This window comes from Mycoplasma sp. 613B (genome assembly GCF_054343485.1).
In genome coordinates, this window is the sequence record NZ_JBTGVH010000008.1 from 1 (window position 1) to 19853 (window position 19853).

The 19853-nt window shown below is 25.2% G+C and carries 20 protein-coding genes; 12 read left to right on the forward strand and 8 right to left on the reverse strand.

Features of this window, described 5'->3' with window-relative positions; genetic code table 4:
• Positions 1-153 precede the first annotated feature (153 nt).
• The 5 genes from ACXX87_RS01815 to uvrA all read right to left on the reverse strand — a co-directional run bounded on the left by ACXX87_RS01815 (position 154) and on the right by uvrA (position 6443).
• Complete coding sequence (locus ACXX87_RS01815) at positions 154-678, reverse strand: hypothetical protein (protein ID WP_458573162.1); 525 nt, start codon at positions 676-678, stop codon at positions 154-156.
• A gap of 138 nt (positions 679-816) precedes the next feature.
• Positions 817-1734, reverse strand: coding sequence for an NAD(P)/FAD-dependent oxidoreductase (locus ACXX87_RS01820; protein WP_458573163.1), 918 nt, complete (start codon positions 1732-1734; stop codon positions 817-819).
• A 27-nt stretch (positions 1735-1761) separates the two neighbouring features.
• Positions 1762-2709 carry a prolipoprotein diacylglyceryl transferase gene (lgt, locus tag ACXX87_RS01825; RefSeq protein ID WP_458573164.1) on the reverse strand — a complete coding sequence of 316 codons (948 nt, stop codon included), beginning with the start codon at positions 2707-2709 and terminating at the stop codon, positions 1762-1764.
• Complete coding sequence (gene hprK / locus ACXX87_RS01830) at positions 2699-3613, reverse strand: HPr(Ser) kinase/phosphatase (RefSeq protein ID WP_458573165.1); 915 nt, start codon at positions 3611-3613, stop codon at positions 2699-2701. The genes lgt and hprK overlap by 11 nt, the downstream gene beginning before the upstream one ends.
• The gene (gene uvrA / locus ACXX87_RS01835; protein WP_458573166.1) at positions 3600-6443 is read right to left on the reverse strand and encodes an excinuclease ABC subunit UvrA; all 2844 of its coding nucleotides are present in this window, start codon (positions 6441-6443) and stop codon (positions 3600-3602) included. The genes hprK and uvrA overlap by 14 nt, the downstream gene beginning before the upstream one ends.
• A 222-nt stretch (positions 6444-6665) precedes the next feature.
• On the opposite strand from uvrA, the gene rpsP reads away from it, so the two are divergent.
• From rpsP to metG, 10 genes are all read left to right on the forward strand, one after another.
• On the forward strand, positions 6666-6929 hold the full coding sequence (gene rpsP / locus ACXX87_RS01840) for a 30S ribosomal protein S16 (protein ID WP_458573167.1): 264 nt from the start codon (positions 6666-6668) through the stop codon (positions 6927-6929).
• A gap of 1 nt (position 6930) precedes the next feature.
• On the forward strand, positions 6931-7608 hold the full coding sequence (trmD, locus tag ACXX87_RS01845) for a tRNA (guanosine(37)-N1)-methyltransferase TrmD (protein WP_458573168.1): 678 nt from the start codon (positions 6931-6933) through the stop codon (positions 7606-7608).
• Positions 7598-7954, forward strand: coding sequence for a 50S ribosomal protein L19 (gene rplS, locus ACXX87_RS01850; protein ID WP_458573169.1), 357 nt, complete (start codon positions 7598-7600; stop codon positions 7952-7954). The genes trmD and rplS overlap by 11 nt, the downstream gene beginning before the upstream one ends.
• Positions 7955-8006: 52 nt before the next feature.
• Entirely contained in the window at positions 8007-8660 is a 654-nt protein-coding gene (locus ACXX87_RS01855) for a hypothetical protein (protein WP_458573170.1), read from the forward strand.
• Positions 8650-9732, forward strand: a complete 1083-nt coding sequence (locus ACXX87_RS01860) for a M42 family metallopeptidase (protein ID WP_458573171.1) — start codon at positions 8650-8652, stop codon at positions 9730-9732. The genes ACXX87_RS01855 and ACXX87_RS01860 overlap by 11 nt, the downstream gene beginning before the upstream one ends.
• A 9-nt stretch (positions 9733-9741) precedes the next feature.
• Positions 9742-10824, forward strand: coding sequence for a M42 family metallopeptidase (locus ACXX87_RS01865; protein ID WP_458573172.1), 1083 nt, complete (start codon positions 9742-9744; stop codon positions 10822-10824).
• 91 nt (positions 10825-10915) lie between these two features.
• Positions 10916-11731 carry a hypothetical protein gene (locus ACXX87_RS01870; RefSeq protein WP_458573173.1) on the forward strand — a complete coding sequence of 272 codons (816 nt, stop codon included), beginning with the start codon at positions 10916-10918 and terminating at the stop codon, positions 11729-11731.
• Positions 11732-12006: 275 nt separating this feature from the next.
• Positions 12007-13005 carry a nicotinate phosphoribosyltransferase gene (locus tag ACXX87_RS01875; protein ID WP_458557445.1) on the forward strand — a complete coding sequence of 333 codons (999 nt, stop codon included), beginning with the start codon at positions 12007-12009 and terminating at the stop codon, positions 13003-13005.
• Positions 13006-13009: 4 nt separating this feature from the next.
• Positions 13010-13780, forward strand: coding sequence for a tRNA1(Val) (adenine(37)-N6)-methyltransferase (locus ACXX87_RS01880; protein ID WP_458573174.1), 771 nt, complete (start codon positions 13010-13012; stop codon positions 13778-13780).
• A 1-nt stretch (position 13781) separates the two neighbouring features.
• Complete coding sequence (gene metG / locus ACXX87_RS01885; RefSeq protein WP_458573175.1) at positions 13782-15320, forward strand: methionine--tRNA ligase; 1539 nt, start codon at positions 13782-13784, stop codon at positions 15318-15320.
• Here metG and ACXX87_RS01890 read toward each other — a convergent pair.
• Positions 15313-15723, reverse strand: a complete 411-nt coding sequence (locus tag ACXX87_RS01890) for an MAG1140 family protein (RefSeq protein ID WP_458573176.1) — start codon at positions 15721-15723, stop codon at positions 15313-15315. The genes metG and ACXX87_RS01890 overlap by 8 nt on opposite strands.
• The gene (locus tag ACXX87_RS01895; RefSeq protein WP_458573177.1) at positions 15686-17707 is read right to left on the reverse strand and encodes an Mbov_0121 family peptidase domain-containing ABC transporter; all 2022 of its coding nucleotides are present in this window, start codon (positions 17705-17707) and stop codon (positions 15686-15688) included. Before ACXX87_RS01895 ends, ACXX87_RS01890 begins: the two co-directional genes overlap by 38 nt.
• A gap of 100 nt (positions 17708-17807) precedes the next feature.
• Between ACXX87_RS01895 and ACXX87_RS01900 the strand changes: the two genes are divergently transcribed.
• Complete coding sequence (locus ACXX87_RS01900; protein WP_458557442.1) at positions 17808-18590, forward strand: MAG0110 family membrane protein; 783 nt, start codon at positions 17808-17810, stop codon at positions 18588-18590.
• 61 nt (positions 18591-18651) lie between these two features.
• Here ACXX87_RS01900 and msrB read toward each other — a convergent pair whose 3' ends face one another.
• Positions 18652-19095 (reverse strand): peptide-methionine (R)-S-oxide reductase MsrB, encoded by a 444-nt coding sequence (gene msrB, locus ACXX87_RS01905; RefSeq protein WP_458557441.1) that lies wholly within the window; start codon positions 19093-19095, stop codon positions 18652-18654.
• A 356-nt stretch (positions 19096-19451) separates the two neighbouring features.
• Here msrB and ACXX87_RS01910 point away from each other — a divergent pair, with 356 nt between their 5' ends.
• Positions 19452-19766: a hypothetical protein gene (locus tag ACXX87_RS01910; protein WP_458559200.1), complete on the forward strand. Its 315-nt coding sequence runs from the start codon at positions 19452-19454 to the stop codon at positions 19764-19766.
• Positions 19767-19853 lie beyond the last annotated feature (87 nt).

Genomic DNA, 19853 nt, shown 5'->3' on the forward strand with positions numbered 1-19853 from the left:
CCAAAAAAATGGTTGATTTTCTGCTTTTTAGTGTTAACTGGGAAACTCGGGAAAAAATGTCTTTTTTTGCTTTTTTGACTTTTAATCCAAGTAAAAAAAATAATAGAATACATATCAATATTCTATTATTAATTTATTAAGTAAATAACTAAATTATTTATTTTTTAAAACGATTGTTGTATTTGTATCATATTTTAATGAAGAAATACCTAATGAACCAAAGTGATCTTTTGATGTTACATCACTTCCGTATGTAAAACTAAATTTGTAGTGATTCCCATCAGCAGTTGATGTTGCAGTAAATGTTTTACCATCTGTTTTAACTTTACCGTCAGCAGTAAGTTCTTTTAATTCTAAAGTAAATTGTTTATCACTGTGCTTAACTGGTGTTGTGTCATTAGCTGTTGTGTCAACTAAATCTAAAACATATTCAAAACCAGTAGAAGTACTTTTTGTTTTATCGAATTTAAAATCGTATTTTGCAAAGTCAGTTGTTTCTGTTTTAAATGTTTTTTCTGCTTCAGTTACAAACAAGTCATCTGCTACATCTGATTGTGTTGTTGGTTCATTTTCAGTTGGTTTTTTAGTTTCTCCACATGAAACTACAAAAGCAAATCCTGATAATGCTGCTGTTGCTGTTCCTAGTGATAAAAATATATTTTTTAAATTTTTTTTCATTTTATTCTCCTTAAAAAATTAATATATCTTAAAATGATAACATAAAATAATTTTTTTCAAATTTTTTTATTTTTCTATTTTTAGTTTTTGGCTATATATAGTTTTTGCAAATAATTAAATATTATTGCAATTTATAATTTACTTTCCTAAACGATTAGTAAGAATTTTTCCTACAATAGTTCCGTCGTTTGTTGCAGTTGCTATTTGTCTAATTTCTTTTTGAGTTACATCTCCAATGGCATATATTCCTTTTTCTTTAGTTTCTTGAAAGTGATCCACTTTGATAAAACCATTTGGTTCTAAAATATTTAAGTATTTTAAAAAACCGGTTGCAGGAATAAATCCAATGTATGGAAATAGTGAAGCAACTTTAATTGTTTGAATTTTACCATCAATTTCAACTTCTGCTTCTTCTAAAGAAGTATTTCCTTTTAATTTTAAAACTTTAGAGTTAAAGTGAACTTTAACATTTTGTTTTGACATTAATTCATCAACAAGTCTTGGTTCTGCATTAAATTTAGCATCTCTTACAAAGATATTTACTTCTGAAGCAATAGAGGCTAAGAAAGAACCTTCTTCAACAGCTGAATTTCCACCACCTATAATGATAGATGGGTTTTTACCAAATAAAGGACCATCACAAATTGCACAATAAGAAACACCGCGATGTTCAAATTCTAAAATCCCTTCAATATCCATTGGTTTTCTTTCGTTCATACCTGAAGCAATCACTACTGCTTTTGCTTTAATAATTTTATTATTTTTTAAGTGAATTTCTTTTTCAAAATCACTTAAAGATAATACTTTTTCTACTTCTCCGTATAAATGCTCTGCACCATATTCTAAAGCATGTTCATACATTCTTAGAGCTAAATCAGCTCCCATTACAACTTTATCTCCTGGTCAGTTTTCAATTTTTGATTGTGCTACCATTTTTCCACCAGGAGCACCTTTTTCAATAATTGCGACTGATAAATTTCCTCTAGATGCATAAATTGCTGCTGTTAAACCAGCTGGACCTGCACCTATTATTGCTACATCATAAATTTTTTCCATTTTTATACCTTCTTTTATTTTATAATTTTAATTAATTCTTTTATAGTTTACTCAAGTAATGAAAAACATTTTTTCTTTTGTTTTCTCGTATCTTTGAACTTTATTTACTTTAATTCCTGTTTTATTAAATGAATATTTGTAATTTGCAAAAAATTGATAGTAAATTACAAATATAAGACCTACAACAATATAAATAATTGCTAAAACAAAATAAAATACATATGATTCTTGTCTTAAAAACTCCATTGAAGATCTAACTATTCCATATCAAATTAAATAGAAACCAGCAGTAACTCCAGGTCTTAATCAATTAAATAAATTAAATATTCAAACAATAATTACGTATCCAACGATTGATGTTAGAAACTCATAGAAAAATAAAGGTACTCTTAATGCTCCTTCTGTATTTACTGCATCACTAATGAACATATTTCTAACAATTGTTTCACCAAGTCATAAAACAGTGCTTCCATCCGCATCTATTTTTCCATAAACTTCATGGTTGGTATAATTTCCTCATCTACCAATCGCTTGTCCTATTAAAACAGCTGGTAAAATAATACTCATTGCTTTTCGATAATCAATTACATCTCTTTTAAAATATATATAAATTAAATCGCAAACAGTTGAGAGAATAACACCTCACTGAATTGATAAACCACCTGATCTAATATTTCATCAAGTGTATTTTAAACTTTCTGCATTACCTGCAATAAGTTGTTCAAAAATAAATCCAAGTCTTGAACCGATGATTGAAGTAGGTATAGTAATCATAACCAAGATTGCTAAATGATCAGTATTCATCTTTTCTCTTTTTCAGAAAAAGAAGATGGTTAAAATTGCTAAAATCATACCAAGCATAATCATTACACTATAAACAGGTAATCATGTTTGATTAAATAAATAATATGCTTCTCCTTCGTTAAAAGCACGAGCATTTTTCAAATAATCAGGAAAATTAGGGTTATTTGGCATTGCTTTTTATCCTTTCTTGTATTTTTTGAATCGGATCCAAACCATCTTGTTTAACTAGGTAAGAGTTAACAGCTGCTACCACTAAAGAAGAAGTTGTTCTTCCTTGTTTAACAGGTATTTGAATCTTTTGAATGGTTCCACCTAATATATTATAGTGCAATTCACTATTTCCCAATCTATCAAAGTTAATTGAGTTATCACTTAATACTAACTCTAAAACTAAGTCTATATCAAGTTTTTTTCTAATCATACTTGAACCATAAGTATGTCTAATATCTATTATACCTATTCCCCGCACTTCTAATAAATCTTGAGTGATTGGGGAGGGTTTTCCTATAAACCTGGTTCCGAGTCTTGAAATAATTACAGTATCATCACTAACAAAAGTATGTCCATCTTGTATTAATTCTAATACTGCTTCAGACTTACCAACACCTGAAGAACCTACTATTAAAACACCAATTCCATTTATTATAATTGCACATCCATGAACCGCTTCTTTTTTAGCAAAATATTCAGATAAAAAACTCCCAATATTTGCAATTAAAGTGGATAAATGTTCTTCACTATTAGTAACTTGCACTGAAAATTGGTTTGCAATTTCAAGTACTTCATCATATAGTTTTTTAGAAAAACCAATTGATAACATCAACAGTGGTGGGTGTTGTCCTAAAACACGAATTAGTGCGTTTTTCCTTTCTGTTTGATTCAAAGAGAGTAAAAATTCTGATTCATTTGTACCTCAGGCAACAATGTTTTTAGTTAAAGTTTCATTACTTACTGCACCAGCAAGTAATAAACCTGCCCTATTAATAGAAGGTCTTTTTATTTCCCCTTCTGGAAAATTATTGATAGGATTTAAGTTAAACTCATGTATTAAAAAAGAAATTTTAATATTTTCCATTTTTCAAGACTCCTTTTAAATATTGACCTGTAAAAGAATTTTCATTTTGAGCAACTGCTTCTGGAGTTCCTGTTGCAACTATTTTTCCACCATTAACTCCACCACCAGGACCTAAATCAATTACATAGTCTGCTACTTTAATAATATCTAAATTATGTTCAATTACTAAAACAGTTTCACCACTATCTGCTAATCTATTAAGAACTTTAATTAGTTTGGAAACATCAAGTGGATGTAATCCTGTACTTGGTTCATCAAGTACATAAAAAGTTTTTCCTGTAGGTTTTTTTTGTAAAAATTTAGCTAATTTTACTCTTTGTGCTTCACCACCTGAAAGTGTGGTTGCTGATTGTCCTAAAGTGATATAGTCAAGCCCAACATCTATTAAAGTTTTTAATTTACTTGCAATTTTAGGTCGATTTTCAAAAAATTCATAAGCATCAAGAACAGTCATATTTAGAACATCTGAAATATTTTTATTTTTATATTTAATTTCTAGAATTTCGTTTTTATATCTTGTTCCATCACAGTGGTCGCAATTGATATAAACATCAGGTAAAAAATGCATTTCTATTTTTAGCATTCCATCACCTTGACATTTTTCACAACGACCATCGGAAGCATTAAAAGAAAATTTCCCCTTTAAATAACCACGACTTCTAGATTCCTCTAAATTAGCAAAAACATCTCTTATATCATCAAAAACACTCGTATAAGTTGCTGGATTTGATCTTGGAGTTCTTCCTATTGGTGATTGTGAAATTTTAATTAATTTATCGATATTATAATGTCCATTTACTGATTGATGTTTTCCAACTCTTACTTTTTCTTCAGAAGTCATATTTTCAAGTGCTTTAACTAAAATTTCATTAACCAAAGTGCTTTTTCCAGAACCGGAAACACCTGTAACTGCGATAAATTTACCTAATGGGAAATTAACATCAATATTTTTTAAGTTATTTTCCTTTGCTCCCTTTATAGAAATAAATTGCCCATTTCCTGCTCTTCTTTTATTAGGAATAGCAATAAAATTTTTACCTGATAAAAATTTTCCTGTTTCTGATATTGGATTATTCATAATATCTTCTACAGTTCCTTGAGCAACAAGTTCTCCACCACTACGACCTGCTAAAGGTCCTATTTCAATAATATGATCAGCTTCTAAAATAGTTTCTTCATCATGTTCAACAACTATTAAAGTGTTACCAATTTCAACCATTTTTTTCAAAGAATTAATTAATTTACGATTATCTTTTTGATGTAAACCAATCGATGGTTCATCCAAAACATATAGAACGCCAGTTAAATTTGAACCAATTTGTGTTGCTAACCTAATTCTTTGTGATTCTCCACCTGAAAGGGTTTCTGATTTACGATTTAAAGATAAATATTCTAATCCTACATTAACTAAAAAACTTAGTCTATCTTTTATTTCATTAACTAATAATTCAGCAACTTCTTTTTCAAAAGCATTAATTCTTAAATTTTGAACCTCTTTTAATGTATCTTCAATGGATAAGTTACAAAGTTCAAAAATATTTAAATCATTAATTTTTACAGCTAATGAGTAGCGATTTAATCTCGCTCCGCCACACTCATCACAATTAAATTCTGACATAAACTTCTTGTATCAATTACGAATATCTTCACTAGAAGTTTCTAAATACTTTCTTTCAATTCTTTCTAAAAGTCCTTCAATTCTTCTTATTCTATTGTATTTATTACCACTTTCAGATTTGATAGTATAACTAATTTCATGTTCAGAACCATATTTTAAGATATCTATTTGTTCTTCAGAAAGTTCGTTAATTGGTTTATTAATGTCAATATCATAATAGTTTAATAAAATTTCAAATTCTTTTCATTCAATAGATTTGCCATTAATTGGAAAAGGAAATAATTTGATTGCACCTTCTTGAATAGAAAAGAATTTATTAGGAACTATTAAATCAAAATCTGCTCTTAAAATAACACCAATTCCTTTACATTTGTCACACATACCACTTGGTGAATTAAAAGAAAAATCCTTTGTATCAATGTGTGGCATATTAAAATCACCATATGGACAAGCTTGCTGTTTAGAAAAAGTAATTGTTTTTTGATTGAGAATTTCAACATTAACAATTCCTTGTGAATAATCAGCAGCTACATCGATTGATTCGGTAATTTTACCTCTATTTTTTTCTTCAATACTTAGTCTATCAACAACAATTTCAATATTGTGTTTTTTATTTTTCTCTAATTTAATTTCGTCTTCTTCAATAAGGAAAATTTTTCCATCAATTTTTAGTCTTAAAAACCCTTCTCTCTTTAATTTTTCAATTAATTTTTCATGTGAACCTTTTTCATTTGAAACAACAGGAGAAAGGATGTAAATTTTTGAATTTTCCGGAAAAGTAAAGATAGAATCAACAATATCTTTGGTTTTTTGACTTGTAATTTCTATTTTGTGTTTTGGACAAAATGGTTTTCCTATTCTTGCATATAATAAACGTAAATAATCATATATTTCAGTAATAGTACCTACTGTTGAACGTGGATTATTATGAGTTGTTTTTTGTTCAATAGAAATGGCTGGAGAAAGTCCATCAATAGACACCACATCAGGTTTTTTAGTTCCACCCAAAAATTGTCTAGCATATGAACTTAAAGAATCAACATATCTCCTTCTTCCTTCTTCATAAATTGTATTAAAAGCAAGTGATGATTTACCAGAACCAGAAACCCCGGTAAATACAACTAACTTATTTTTTGGTATTTTTAGATTTATATTTTTTAAGTTATTTTCTTTTGCACCAACTATGGTAATAAAGTCTTGTGTATTTTTCATTTTTTAATTATACAAAAAATGTAATTTTTTTGTTTTTTTTAGTCTTTATAAATGAAAAAAATCTCTTTTTTTAAGTTTTTTAATTTTAAAATAAAAAAATAAAATCATCTGTCAAGCACTTTTACTTGACATTTTTTCAAAAAGTGGTAAAATTTATTTCATTATTAAAGCATTAAATAATTTAATAAAATAAATAAGTATAAAAAAACAAGAAAGGAAAATATGGTAAAAATTAGATTAAAACGTTTAGGAAATAAATTCAATCCTATTTATAAAGTTGTTGCTGCAGATGCAAGAGCACCAAGAGATGGAAGATTTATTGAAGTATTAGGACACTATAACCCAAGTTCTAAAGAATTAAAACTTGAAAAAGAATTAATTTTAAAATGATTAAACATTGGAGCAGTACCAACTGAAACTGTTAGAACATTATTGAAAAAAGAATCAATTTTAAGCGAATTCGCTGCTTCTAAAAAAGCAAAATAGTATGAAAATTAACTTTTTGACACTATTTCCGAATTATTTCGAAATATTTAAAAGTGAATCTATAATTGCAAAAGCAATTGAAAAAGGAATCATTGAAATAAACATCATAGATATAAGAAAATTTTCACAAAACAAACATAAAAAGGTTGATGATCAAATTTATGGTGGCGGTCATGGAATGCTTTTACAAATAGAACCAATTGATTTAGCACTGCAAACAGTTGGTGGTAAAAAAATTGTTATGAGTCCACAAGGAAAAGTTTTTAATCAACAAAAAGCAAGGGAATTATCTAAAGAAAAAGAGATAACAATAATTGCAGGCAGATATGAAGGTTTTGATGAAAGAATTATTGATTATTTAATTGATGAAGAAATTTCAATTGGCGATTTTGTCTTAACAGGTGGTGAGTTACCTGCAATGATAGTTGCTGATTCTATAATTAGACTTGTTAAAGGTGTTATAAAGGAAGAATCCCATTTGAACGATTCTTTTGAAAATGATGGATTGCTTGATTATCCACAATACACTAGACCAAGAAATTATAAAAATATGCTAGTTCCTGAAGTTCTTTTTAGTGGTCATCACAAAAAAATAGAAGAATGAAAGAAACAAAAACAAATTGAAAAAACTAAAAAAAATAGACCAGATATTTTAGAAAGGAAAGAAAATGCAAAATAAATTAATGGAAATTGTTGAAAGTTCACAAATAAGAACTGATTTACCTAAATTTAAACAAGGTGATAACGTTAAAGTTCACGTAAGAATTAAAGAGGGAACAAAAGAAAGAATCCAGATTTTTGAAGGTTTAGTTATAGCTATGAAAAATGAAGGAACAAGAGAAACCTTTACAGTTAGAAAAGTTTCTTATGGTATTGGCGTTGAAAGAACTTTCCCTTTAAATTCTCCTACAATTTCTTCAATTGAAGTAGTGCGTTCAAACAAAGTTAGAAGAGCAAAACTTTACTACATGAGAGATAGAAAAGGTAAATCTGCAAGACTTAAAGAAATTAGAGTTAAAAAATAATAAGAAATAAATATAGATGATATTTTATTATCTATATTTTTATTATGAAAATATGAAAAAAAATTATTATGAAGAAGTTATTGAAACAATTAATAATGAAAAAAATATCATAAAGCAAAAAAAAATAATAGAAGATGAATTAAATGTTTCTTGAATTCCAGAAAAATATAAAAATGAGTTTGAAAAAGTGCTCTTAAAAATAAATAAAGAATTCTCTTTAGAAAAAGAAAATATGCTAAAAACAAAGCCTTTATTAGATATTTCAATTGAAGAACTTGAAGAAAATTTAAAAGGTGGAAATAAACGAAAAATATTAGCTTGTCTTGATTATATTAAGGTGATTAATACAGAAAAATACAGCAAAATTTTTGAATCAATATTCAATAATCCAAAAATTAATATCTTAATAAAAAACAAAATTTTTGCTATTTTAATTGAAAAAGAAGATAATATGAGTTTTAACTTTAAATATAAAAATAATTATTCTTTAATTTCTGTTGTTGATTTTAATAAAAATTATGTTTTGCCCTTAATTAATTCAATAAGTGACTTTATTGAAACAACATATAAAAAAGAAATATTCAAAAAAGAAAAAGCTTATATTATTTTTAGTTGTTTTTTTGCAGAAAATCTTATAATTATTAATAGATTTACTTTTGAATTTATAAAAAACTTAATTTTACAAGGAGTAGAAAATGAACAATAAAGAAGAAATATTTAAAAAATTAAAAGAATATATGGAAATTGAAGGTGTTTCTAGAAGAGAAGAAAAAGTAGCGGAAAAACTTAAAAGTAACACAATTAGTGAAAATTTAAATTATGAATATGATAATTTTGGTTCACTAATTATTACCAAAAAAAATCATAATAAAGGACCAAAAATTATGGTTAGTGCTCATATGGATGAAGTTGGTTATTCAGTTCTTGATATTTTAGAAAATGGACAGGTTAGAGTAGCAACTATCGGTGGAATTTGAGCGAATGTCATAATAGGAACTAAAGCAAAACTCGTGACAAGTGAAAATAAAGAATTTTATGGGGTTTTCGGTCATACTTCCATTCATATTTTGGAAAAAGAAAAAGTTCAAAAAGCTGTAACAACAAAGGATTTATTTGTAGATTTTGGTTTTAAAGATAAAAAAGAAGCTGAAGAACAAGGTGTACAAGCGGGAGATATAATTTACATTCATGGAGAAACTTTTAGATTATTTAATCCAGATTTAGTAGTTGGAAAAGCAATGGATAATCGTGCAGGAGTTACCGTTTTAGATTTTTTAGTTAATAACCTAAAAGATTTAAACTTAGATAATATACCATACTTTGTTGGAACAGTTCAAGAAGAAGTTGGTACAAGAGGTGCTAAAACTTCTGTATCAAAAATAAATCCTGATATAGCAATTGCAATCGATACAACTGCTTCTCATGATACTTACCAAACAATAAGTGGGAGACAAAAATTAGGAGATGGTGTTGCTATTAGAGTTCAAGATCGTGGAACAATAATGGACCCAAAACTAATTGAAGTTTTAATGAAAATAGCTAAAGAAAAGGGTATTAAAATTTATAAATTTGTAGCGCAAGGCGGTGGAACAGATGCTGCTGAATTGCAATATGGAAAAGGTGGTGTTGCTACCGTAACAATCTCAATACCACAAAGATATTTACACTCTCCACTTGGAGTTTGTGATTTAAATGATTTACAAGCAGTAATTAATTTATTAACTGAATTCTTTAAATTTATGAACAATGAACAATACAGCAAAATACAATATAAATAAGGAGTAAAAATGAATAACAAAGAACAATTATTTTTAAGATTAAAAGAATATATGGAAATAGAAGGTGTTTCTAGATATGAAGATCAAGTAGTAGAAGCACTAAGAAAAAATACTAAAGATGCTAATGTAGAATATTCAAGAGATAGAATGGGAAGTGTTATTATAACTAAAAAAGATCACAATCACGGACCAAAAATTATGCTGGCTGCACATATGGATGAAGTTGGTTTTTCAGTTCTTGAAATTTTAGAAAATGGACAAGTTAGAGTTGTAACAATTGGTGGAGTATGACCTAATGTGGTAGTAGGAACTAAAGCTAAACTTATAACTAGCGAAAATAAAGAATTTTATGGGGTTTTTGGCCATACATCCATTCATATTTTAGAAAATGAAAAAATCCAAAAAGCTATAAACATTAAAGATTTATTTATTGATTTTGGTTTCAAAGATAAAAAAGAAGCTGAAGAACAAGGAATTCAAATTGGTGACAGAATCTATATGCACGGAGAAACTTTTAGATTATTTAATCCGGATTTAGTTGCTGGTAAAGCAATGGATAACCGTGCAGGAGTTACAGTAATTGATCAAATTATTAATAGACTAAAAGATGAAAAATTACCAAATAGACCATATTTTGTTGGAACAGTTCAAGAAGAAGTTGGTTCTAGAGGAGCAAAAACTTCTGTTTCTATAATTGAACCAGATATTGCTTTTGCAATTGATACTGGAGCTTCCCACGATACTTATCAAGCAATTACAGGAATTCCTAAATTAGGAGCAGGAGTTGCAATTAATGTTCAAGATTTTGAAACATTAATGGATCCAAAATTAGTACAAATTTTAATGGATTTAGGTAAAAAACATAACATTCCAGTTTATAAATATGTAGCACAAGGTGGTGGAACAGATGCTGCTGAATTACAATACGGAAAAGGTGGTGTTCCAACAATCAGTTTATCTATTCCACAAAGATATTTACATTCACCTTTAGGAGTTGCTTCATTATTTGATATTGAAGCAATGATTAACTTAATGGTTGAATTCTTAAAAATATTTGATGAAAAAATGCTTGATTCTATTAGATATAAATAAAAATCAAAATTCTTCTTTTTAGAAGAATTTTTTATTCCTTTTTACATAAAAATTAATTTTAATTATATAATATAACTAATGGAGTAAATATATGAAAAACAAATTAATTTTTTTAAGTAATATTTTAGTGTCAACAATTCCTTTTTCTTTTGTTTCTTGTGTAAAAATTTTTAATTTTGAAAATGAAGAAATTAAAGAAGAAAAACAATATAGAATGCAAGATATTTATGAGTTTGGAAATTTATTAAGTAAATATCAAGACGATAACAATATAAAGAAAATTGAAGATCCGCATTTTATGATAAATTTAGAAAAATACAAATATTTTAATTATCAAAAAATACCTTATGAAAAGCAAGCTTATCAAATTATAAAAAATGGTTATGCAATAATTCATTCTTTTAATGAATTACAAGAAAGTTTTTTAAACTTTTTTAACAAATCCTTTTGAGAAAATTTATACAAGCAAAATCCAGAATTAGATAAAAATAATTATCATAGTTTGAGTGAAGAAGAAATTCAAAAAATAAATAAAAAAGAATTTGAAAAGCACTATTTAAACGGTGAAAGTTCAGATGATTTTTTTGAAAATAATAATTTAATTTTGTCACAACCTTGATACTGAGGAATGTCTAGTGGTATTTATTATTCACACTTAATTCCTTTTTTTGAAAATCAAACAAATCAACTTATCTTAAAAAAAGTTCAAGCAATGGATTTGCCAATTAAAACAATAGACCTTGCAAATAGTACTTACTTCAAATCAATATTAGAAATTTTAAAAATAGATAAAGATAAAAAAGTTGAAATAATAGATATTTCTATTGATGAAAAAGAAGCAGAAAGATTGTTTGAATTCCTTAAGAAAAAATATGATATAAATAATAACAAAAAAGAAAATTCATAGGACTTTAGGTTCTATGTTTTTTTCAAATTAGTATTAATTTACACAAAAAACAAATTTTTACAAAGGAAAATTGCTTTTTTTAGTAAAATTTTATTGCAAACATTTGTTTGTAGTTTCCTGACTGGGATAATTACCCAACCGGATGTAAAAGCCATCGTACTCATAGAGCATGATCGGGCGGAATTCCCGAGCCGACAGTAAAGTCTGAAGATAGTTATTACTAAATGTTATACTTTTTAATTTCAGTGAAACTTAATTTTTGAAAAGAGGAAAAAATGAAACATAAATTAGATTATTATGCTGCTAATTATTTTTTTAAAGCAAAGCAAATTATCGAAAAATTTAACCCGAATTCAATTGTTACTTTACAGTTCTTTCAAAGACATGATAATTCAATTTTAGGTGGAATGAACGAAGCTTTAGAATTGCTAAAAAATAATACAGATACTTCTAAATATTCTATAAAATATTTACCCGAAGGTTCAATTATAAATAATAAAGAAGTTGTTCTTGAACTAGAAGGAGAATATAAATATTTTGGAATTTATGAAGGAATAATTGATGGAGTTTTAGCAAGAAGTACATCTATTGCTACTAATGCAAAAAGATGTATGGAAGCAGCACCAACAAAAGAAATTGTCTTTATGGGAGATCGTTCAGATCATTATTCTAATCAAGAAAGAGATGGAATAGCTGTTGAACTTGCTGGTATAACTTCTCACTCCACCAATGCAGGAGCGAGAGGTAAAGAAGAAGTGGTTTTTGGTTCAATTCCACATGCATTAATACAGAATTTTAACGGGAATTTAGTTGAAGTAATGAAATATTACTATGAACTTTTTCCAGACGAACCATTAATAGCACTTGTTGATTTTCACAACGATGTTATTAGTGATTCTTTAGCAGTTTTAAAAGAATTTAAAGAAAAACTTTTCGGTGTAAGAGTTGATACTTCAAAAGCTGTTAGAGATAAAATGTTTAAAAATAATGAAAATGAATTTGGAGTTACTCCAAATCAAATTAAAAACTTAAGAAAAGCACTAGATGAAAATGGTGGAAAACATGTAAAAATAATTGTTTCTTCTGGTTTTGATCCTGAAAGAATTGCAATGTTTGAAAAAGAAAATACACCAGTTGATTCTTATGGAGTAGGTGAATTTATGCTAACCATAAATAATACTTTCAGTGCTGATGCAACTAAAATCAATGGAAAATTATTAGCTAAAGAAGGAAGAAAATACTCCGAAAATCCAAGGTTAATAAAATTTAATTAAATATATGAATAAGAAAATAGTTTTAAATTCTTTAGGTTATGATTCTAACTTATATATTTATCAAGATAAAAATATGTTTAATTATTCAGTTGATACAATATTATTAGGTAATTTCATAACTATAAATAGAAAAGTTAAAAATATTCTTGAAATAGGAACAAATAATGCTGCATTATCTATTTTTATTTCTGAAAGAGATGAAAATATACTAATAGATGCTCTAGAAATTCAAGAAAAAGCACTAAATTTAGCTAAAAAAAATGTTATTCACAATAAAAAAGAAAAACAAATTAATTTAATATTAAATGATTTTAATCTTTTTTATAAAGAACACAATAAAAATCAATTACAAAAATATGATGCAATAGTTTGCAATCCACCTTTTTATAAAATAGACAAAAATACGCGAAAAACAAAGATAAATGAAGAATTACTGATTGCAACACATGAAATAAAATTAAACTTAGAACAAATTATTTTAGGGAGTTCTAAAATAATTAAAGAAAAAGGGTATTTAAGTTTTGTTTTACCTATAGAGAGACTTGTGGATTGCTTTGAATTATTGAGAAAATACAAATTCGAGCCAAAAAGAGTTCAATTTGTATTACCAAGAGAAAATGAAAATCCTAAATTTGCTTTAATTGAATCTAGATTTCAATCTGGTTGGGGGACTTTTTTTGAAAAAAACATTTATTTACACATTAACGATAAAAGCAAACATGAATACAGAGATGAAGTTAAAGAACTTTATAAACCAATAAAAACAAGGAGATAAAATGAAAAAAACATTTTTTATTACAACGCCTATTTATTATCCTTCGGGAAATCTTCATATAGGACATTTATATACAACTACTCTTGCATGAGTTTTTGCAAACTACAAGAAAAATAGAAAATATGATGTCAAAATGTTAACTGGTTCAGATGAACATGGATTAAAAATACAACAAAAATCAAAAGAAAATAATCTAGAACCACAAAAATACGTTGATATGCAAGTTCAAAAATTTAAAGATCTTTGAGAATTAGCACAAATTGACTATGATTATTTTTCTAGAACCACAAACACAAATCATAAGGAAGTTGTTTTAAATGTATTTAATTCTTTACTTTCTAAAGGAATTATTTATAAAGATAAATATAAAGGTTTATACTCTATTAGTTCCGAAGAATTTTTAACCGTTACACAAGCTAAAGAAAAAAACGGTAAATTAGTTCATCCAGTTAGTGAAGATGAGTTAGTTGAAGTTGAAGAAGAATCTTATTTTTTTAAAATGTCTCAATTTCAAGAATGATTACTTGAATATTGAAAAAACAATGAAAACTTTATTTTTCCAAAACAAATAATAAAAGAGTTAGAAAATAATTTCTTAGAAAAAGGACTTGAAGATCTCTCTGTTACAAGAATTTCTTTTGATTGAGGGATAAAACTACAAAACGATCCGAAACACGTCATTTACGTTTGATTAGATGCTTTATTTAATTATGTAAGTGCTCTTAATTTTAGTTTAAAAAATGATTCTGATTTTAAGAAATATTGAGAAAATGGAGATGAAATCGTTCATATAGTAGGTAAAGAAATAACAAGGTTTCACTGTATTTACTGACCAATTATGTTAAAATCAATGGATTTAAAACTACCTACCACAATTTTAAGTCATGGTCTTATTAGAGATGCTAATGGTATTAAAATGTCCAAAAGCTTAAACAACGTAGTTGATCCCATTGAATTAATTAACAAATACGGAGCAGAACCCGTAAAATACTACTTATCTACACAAATTATTATGGGACATGATGCTAATTTTGATGAAGAACAATTCAAAAATGTTTACAACTCTCATTTAGCTAACAATTTTGGAAATTTACTATCAAGAACAATTGCAATGATTCACCAATCTTTTAATGTACCATTAAAATATAAAAAAGAACAATTAACAGACTTAGAACAAGAAATTTTTTCTGAAATACTTAATACCAAAAAAGAATTTTGCAATGAAATGGACTCTTTTAAAATTGATAAAGCTTATAAAGAAGTTTTTAATCTATCAAAAAAATTAAATGGTTATATTGATTTAACTCTTCCATGAACTTTAAAAGATAATAAAGAAAGATTGGAAGTTGTTTTAAATACTCTTTTAAACGGAATTTATGCTATAACTTGCTTTATGTCTTCTATTTTAAAAAACAAAGCGAATTTAGCTCTTCAACAATTAAATATTCAGTCAGTTGATTTTGATAATATAGGAAAATGAGAACTTTTTGATAATACATTAACTCAAAAAGGTGAAATACTTTTTGAAAGAATTAAATAATAAATTCTATAAAATTTTTATATTTGGTTAAAACTAAATTACCATATATTAATGAATTTGGAACTATTTTCAAATTACTATTTTGAGATAAACGAACATTAAAAACATTGTTTTTAATGTTTTTTATTTCCTTTATAAATAAAAGTGTTTCTTTATCTTCATCTTTTAAATAAGGTTTTTTAATTATAATATAACTGCTTTTTTTAATAGATAAAAAAGTGTTTGTATCTATCTCAAAATTTAATTCTTTCTTATTATTTACTGTAATAGAAATAGGAATTTGCTCATTTTCTTTTATATTTGTTATTAAAAATATAGAAATAATAAATATAAAAAATAAAAGTATGGATAAAAATATTATTAAATTATTTTTCTTTATCAAGATCAAAAATCTCACTTTCATTTAAATATTTGTTAGAATGAGAAACTTCTATAAAAATTGCTTCTTTTTGAAAATTCAAAATTATTTTCTTTAAAATTTCAAAATTTTCAATTGATATATTTTCAAAAGCTTCATCCAATAAAATCAAATCGAATTCTTGACACAAAAGTTGTAAAATAGATATTATTTGTTTTTGTCCTTCTGAAAAATTGACCCAATTTTCCTTTATTTCTGTTTTTAAATCTATTTGTCATTTAATAAATAATTTATCCAATTCATAAAAACTATAATTGTTTAGAAAAGTATCGACCTTTTGTGGATTATATTTAGTAATATAACCAAATACATCTATACTAGATGAAAAACTTTCCTTATTAATATAAATTATCTTTTTTCTTAATTCACTTTTATCAAAATGTAAAATTGGTAAATTATTTATTTTAAAATTTGATTCTAAATCTAAATTTAAAATTTTCAATAAAGTAGATTTTCCTGAACCATTTTGCCCTTTTAAAATTAAATTATTATTGATTTCTAAATTATTAATTTTTAATATTGATTTAATATTATTAGGTTTATAATCTATATTTTCAAGTTGAATAGACTTTATTTTTTCAATTAAATGAGTACCATTTTTTTCTTTTTCAATAAATAAAATGAATTTCAATAAATCATACTCTTCTAAAAAAATTGGATAATACACAATTAAATCTGAAATACTATTCAAAGGATTTACAAAAGCAGCAAAAAAAGTTATAAATAAAATCATATCGCCGAGTTTAAACTCCCCTTTTATAACAAATAAAGCACAAATAAAAGTTAGTATTATTGGTAAAAACTCAATTAAAAATTTTTGGAAATTTTTAAAAATAAAATTAATTTTTCATAAGTGTAAATCTTTTTCTTTCAGTTTTTTATATTTGCTTTCAAAATCTTTATTAATCATTTTGTAGAAATCTTCTTTTTTTAGTTTATCAAAATTTGTAATTACTTTATAATAACTAGAATTTAATGAAGCATTGCTTTTTAAAATATCATTATATTTTGAATTAACTGCTTTTTTCTCTATAAAGGAAAACATAAAGAAAATAAAACCTATTAAGAAAGTTATCAAGAATAATTTTCAATTTAAAAACAAAATAATGAAAAATGCAAAAATAAAAGTGGAAATTTCAGAAACTAGTGTAAAAGCAAAGTTTGATATAAAAGAAGCAAAACTTGGTATTATATTAAATCTTTTTATATAGTCTGAAGTATCTAATTTAAATAATTGTGAGTTCTGAGCACTTTTAAGAGAAAAAATAAAATTTTTCATAATGTTTTCTTCTATGACCATCTGCAAATTTTTTAAAAATAAGCTTTTTAAGATGTTTTGCAAAAATCTAAATAACAAAATTCAACCAAAAACAATAGTTAACTTAATCAAAATGCTAATATTATTAAAATAAATTGCTTTATTTATAACGTTTTTTAAAAAGAAAGAACTAGAAAAAGTAAGGATTGAACAAACTATAATTAACAAAAAAATAGTAATACTTTTTTCGTTTCAAATATACAAAAATAAAGGATTTTTCTGTTTAATTGCTTTTGTTTTAGGATCAAAAATTTTTTCTGTTGTAAGAATTATATTTACAAATATTTTTTTAAAAAATTCAATTTCTATTTTTCTTTTACCTACAAGCGGATCTAGTAAATAAACAAAATTTTTATCTATTTTTAAAAAGATTACATAGTGATTTAACTCGCCTTCGTTTATTAAAATAATAGAAGGTTTCTCTGATTTTAAATTTGAAAGTGCTTCAAAATCAATATGAAATGCTTCTAATTTTATTCCGTGTTTTTCTGAAAGTGTTTGCAGATTTTTTATCACTATTCCATCTTGATTATAAAAGGTTTCTTTTTTTAAATCAGATAAATTTATCCATTTTGAGTGGTAATAATGATAAAGTGATTGCAAAACTACTAGTCCACAGTCCTTTATATCTTCTTGTTTCCTTATTTTCATATTTAATATTTCCAAAAAAGAAGATTTATACTTCAAAAAGGAAAAAATTAGGAAAAATAGGTATTTTTTCTCAGATAACAATGTGTTATAATTATTAATTATGTTAATAAATAAAAGTCAAAAAAATATAAATGTATCTTTAGATGATACACAAAAAAAATTAAAAAATAGAATGGTGTTTTACTCTCTATTATGACTAACTTTTGGATTAGCAGTTATATTTTTACTTTCCTATGCAACAATTGCTATAGAAGCAGTAAAAACAGCTTATTTAAATTTAATATTTAGATTAGCTGTTTCTAATCTTTACTGATTAATTCACTTAGTCATAATTTTAGTATGTTTTGCATTAATAAGTTATCTAGCTCGCAATAGTGAAACGAAAAATATATTTTTATTAGTTGCAGCTTATATTGTTACTATACTACTTCAATCATTTTGAATACCTATCATTATTTTACAAGTAGTCAACACAGAACAAGCTAATGCGATTTCATATATATTATTAGCTATGTTAATTCCTACTTTATCAATTGCAGTTTTTGGATTTTTAGGATATTTCAATATAATTGATTTTTCTAAATTAAGAATATTTGTTTATATTGGTGTTGTTATGATGTTGGTTTTATCTATAATTACTTGATTTATTTCTAATAACGTTATTATTACAGTCATTTCAGTAATAAGTATAGCTGTTTCTTGAATTTTAATAGGATTCAACTTTAACATAATTCAAAGAGAAGCTTCAATTATCATCTCTACCAATTTTGATGAACAAGAAATAAAGTCAATAATGTTAAAAAGATCTTTACTTTTTGGTTTAAACTTACTTTTATCATTTATAAGAATCTTTTTAGACATTTTATTTATAGTTAAAAAATAAAAGAAATATCGACTAGATATTTCTTTTTTATTCTAAAATAACTATTTTTCCTTTATAAAACTTATTTTTTATCAAATAATTTTAAATAATTTCCATAACCTTCTTTTTCCATTTTATCTAATGGAATAAATCTTAAAGAAGCAGAATTAATACAATATCTTAAACCGCCTTTATCTTTAGGTCCATCAGTAAAAACATGTCCCAAATGAGAATTAGCATTTTTACTTTTTACTTCTACTCTAATCATATTGTGAGAAAAATCATTGTGTTCAGTAATTATATCTTTTTCAATGGGTTTGGAAAATGCAGGTCAACCACAACCAGAATCATATTTATCATCAGATTTAAATAAAGGAGTTCCATCTACTATATCAACATAAATACCCTCTTCAAAATGCTTATCATATTTATTTGTAAATGGTCTTTCAGTATAACCTTCTTGTGTAACTTTGTATTCAAGATCGCTTAATTCTTTTAATCTTTTTTCTTTATCTATTTTTTCCATTGTTCCTTCTTTCTTTTTTTATTATAGAACAAAAATATTAAATATATACAAAAAATATAATTAAAATACTATTTTTAAAGTTTTCTTAAATTTTATGCAAAGAAAGGTATATAATGAAAATATAAAAATAAAAAGGGGATTCTTTTCAAATGAAATTAAAACAGATTCATCTATTTAGTTTATATTCAATTATATTTAAATTAACTTTTGTCATTTGCTTCATATTATCTTTTTTATCTTTATTTGACAAAATTAGCACAAGAATTATAACTTTAGTATCTTTATTTTTTACTTGATTTTATTGTTTTGTAGTCATGGTGTTTTTATTTTTTTATCAGTGATTATGAATTTCTAAAATGAATAAAAAAGTAAATAAATTCTTGTTTTCTTTTTTTCCTTTAATATTTTATATAAAAAATAAAAATAATATTGATTTTGCATTTGATAAAAAATGAAATATTAAAAAATATATACAAAACTTTTTTATCTTCTTTGGTTTGCTCTTTTTAATAATTGTTATTCTTTTTGCAATAGGAACTTTTTTGCCAAATCCTGTAAAAAAAGATGATATTTATTTATCAGGAATATTAGGTTCTTTAATACCTATGAGTATAATTTTAATAATTATTGTACCGGTTGAATTATTAAATCATAAACAAATTAAAAGATAATTAATTAGTCAAAAAATTTCCATTTATGCTTTTGTAAGTATAAATGGAAATTTTATCTCCTCTTTCCCAGTTAATAGCAAAAATTTA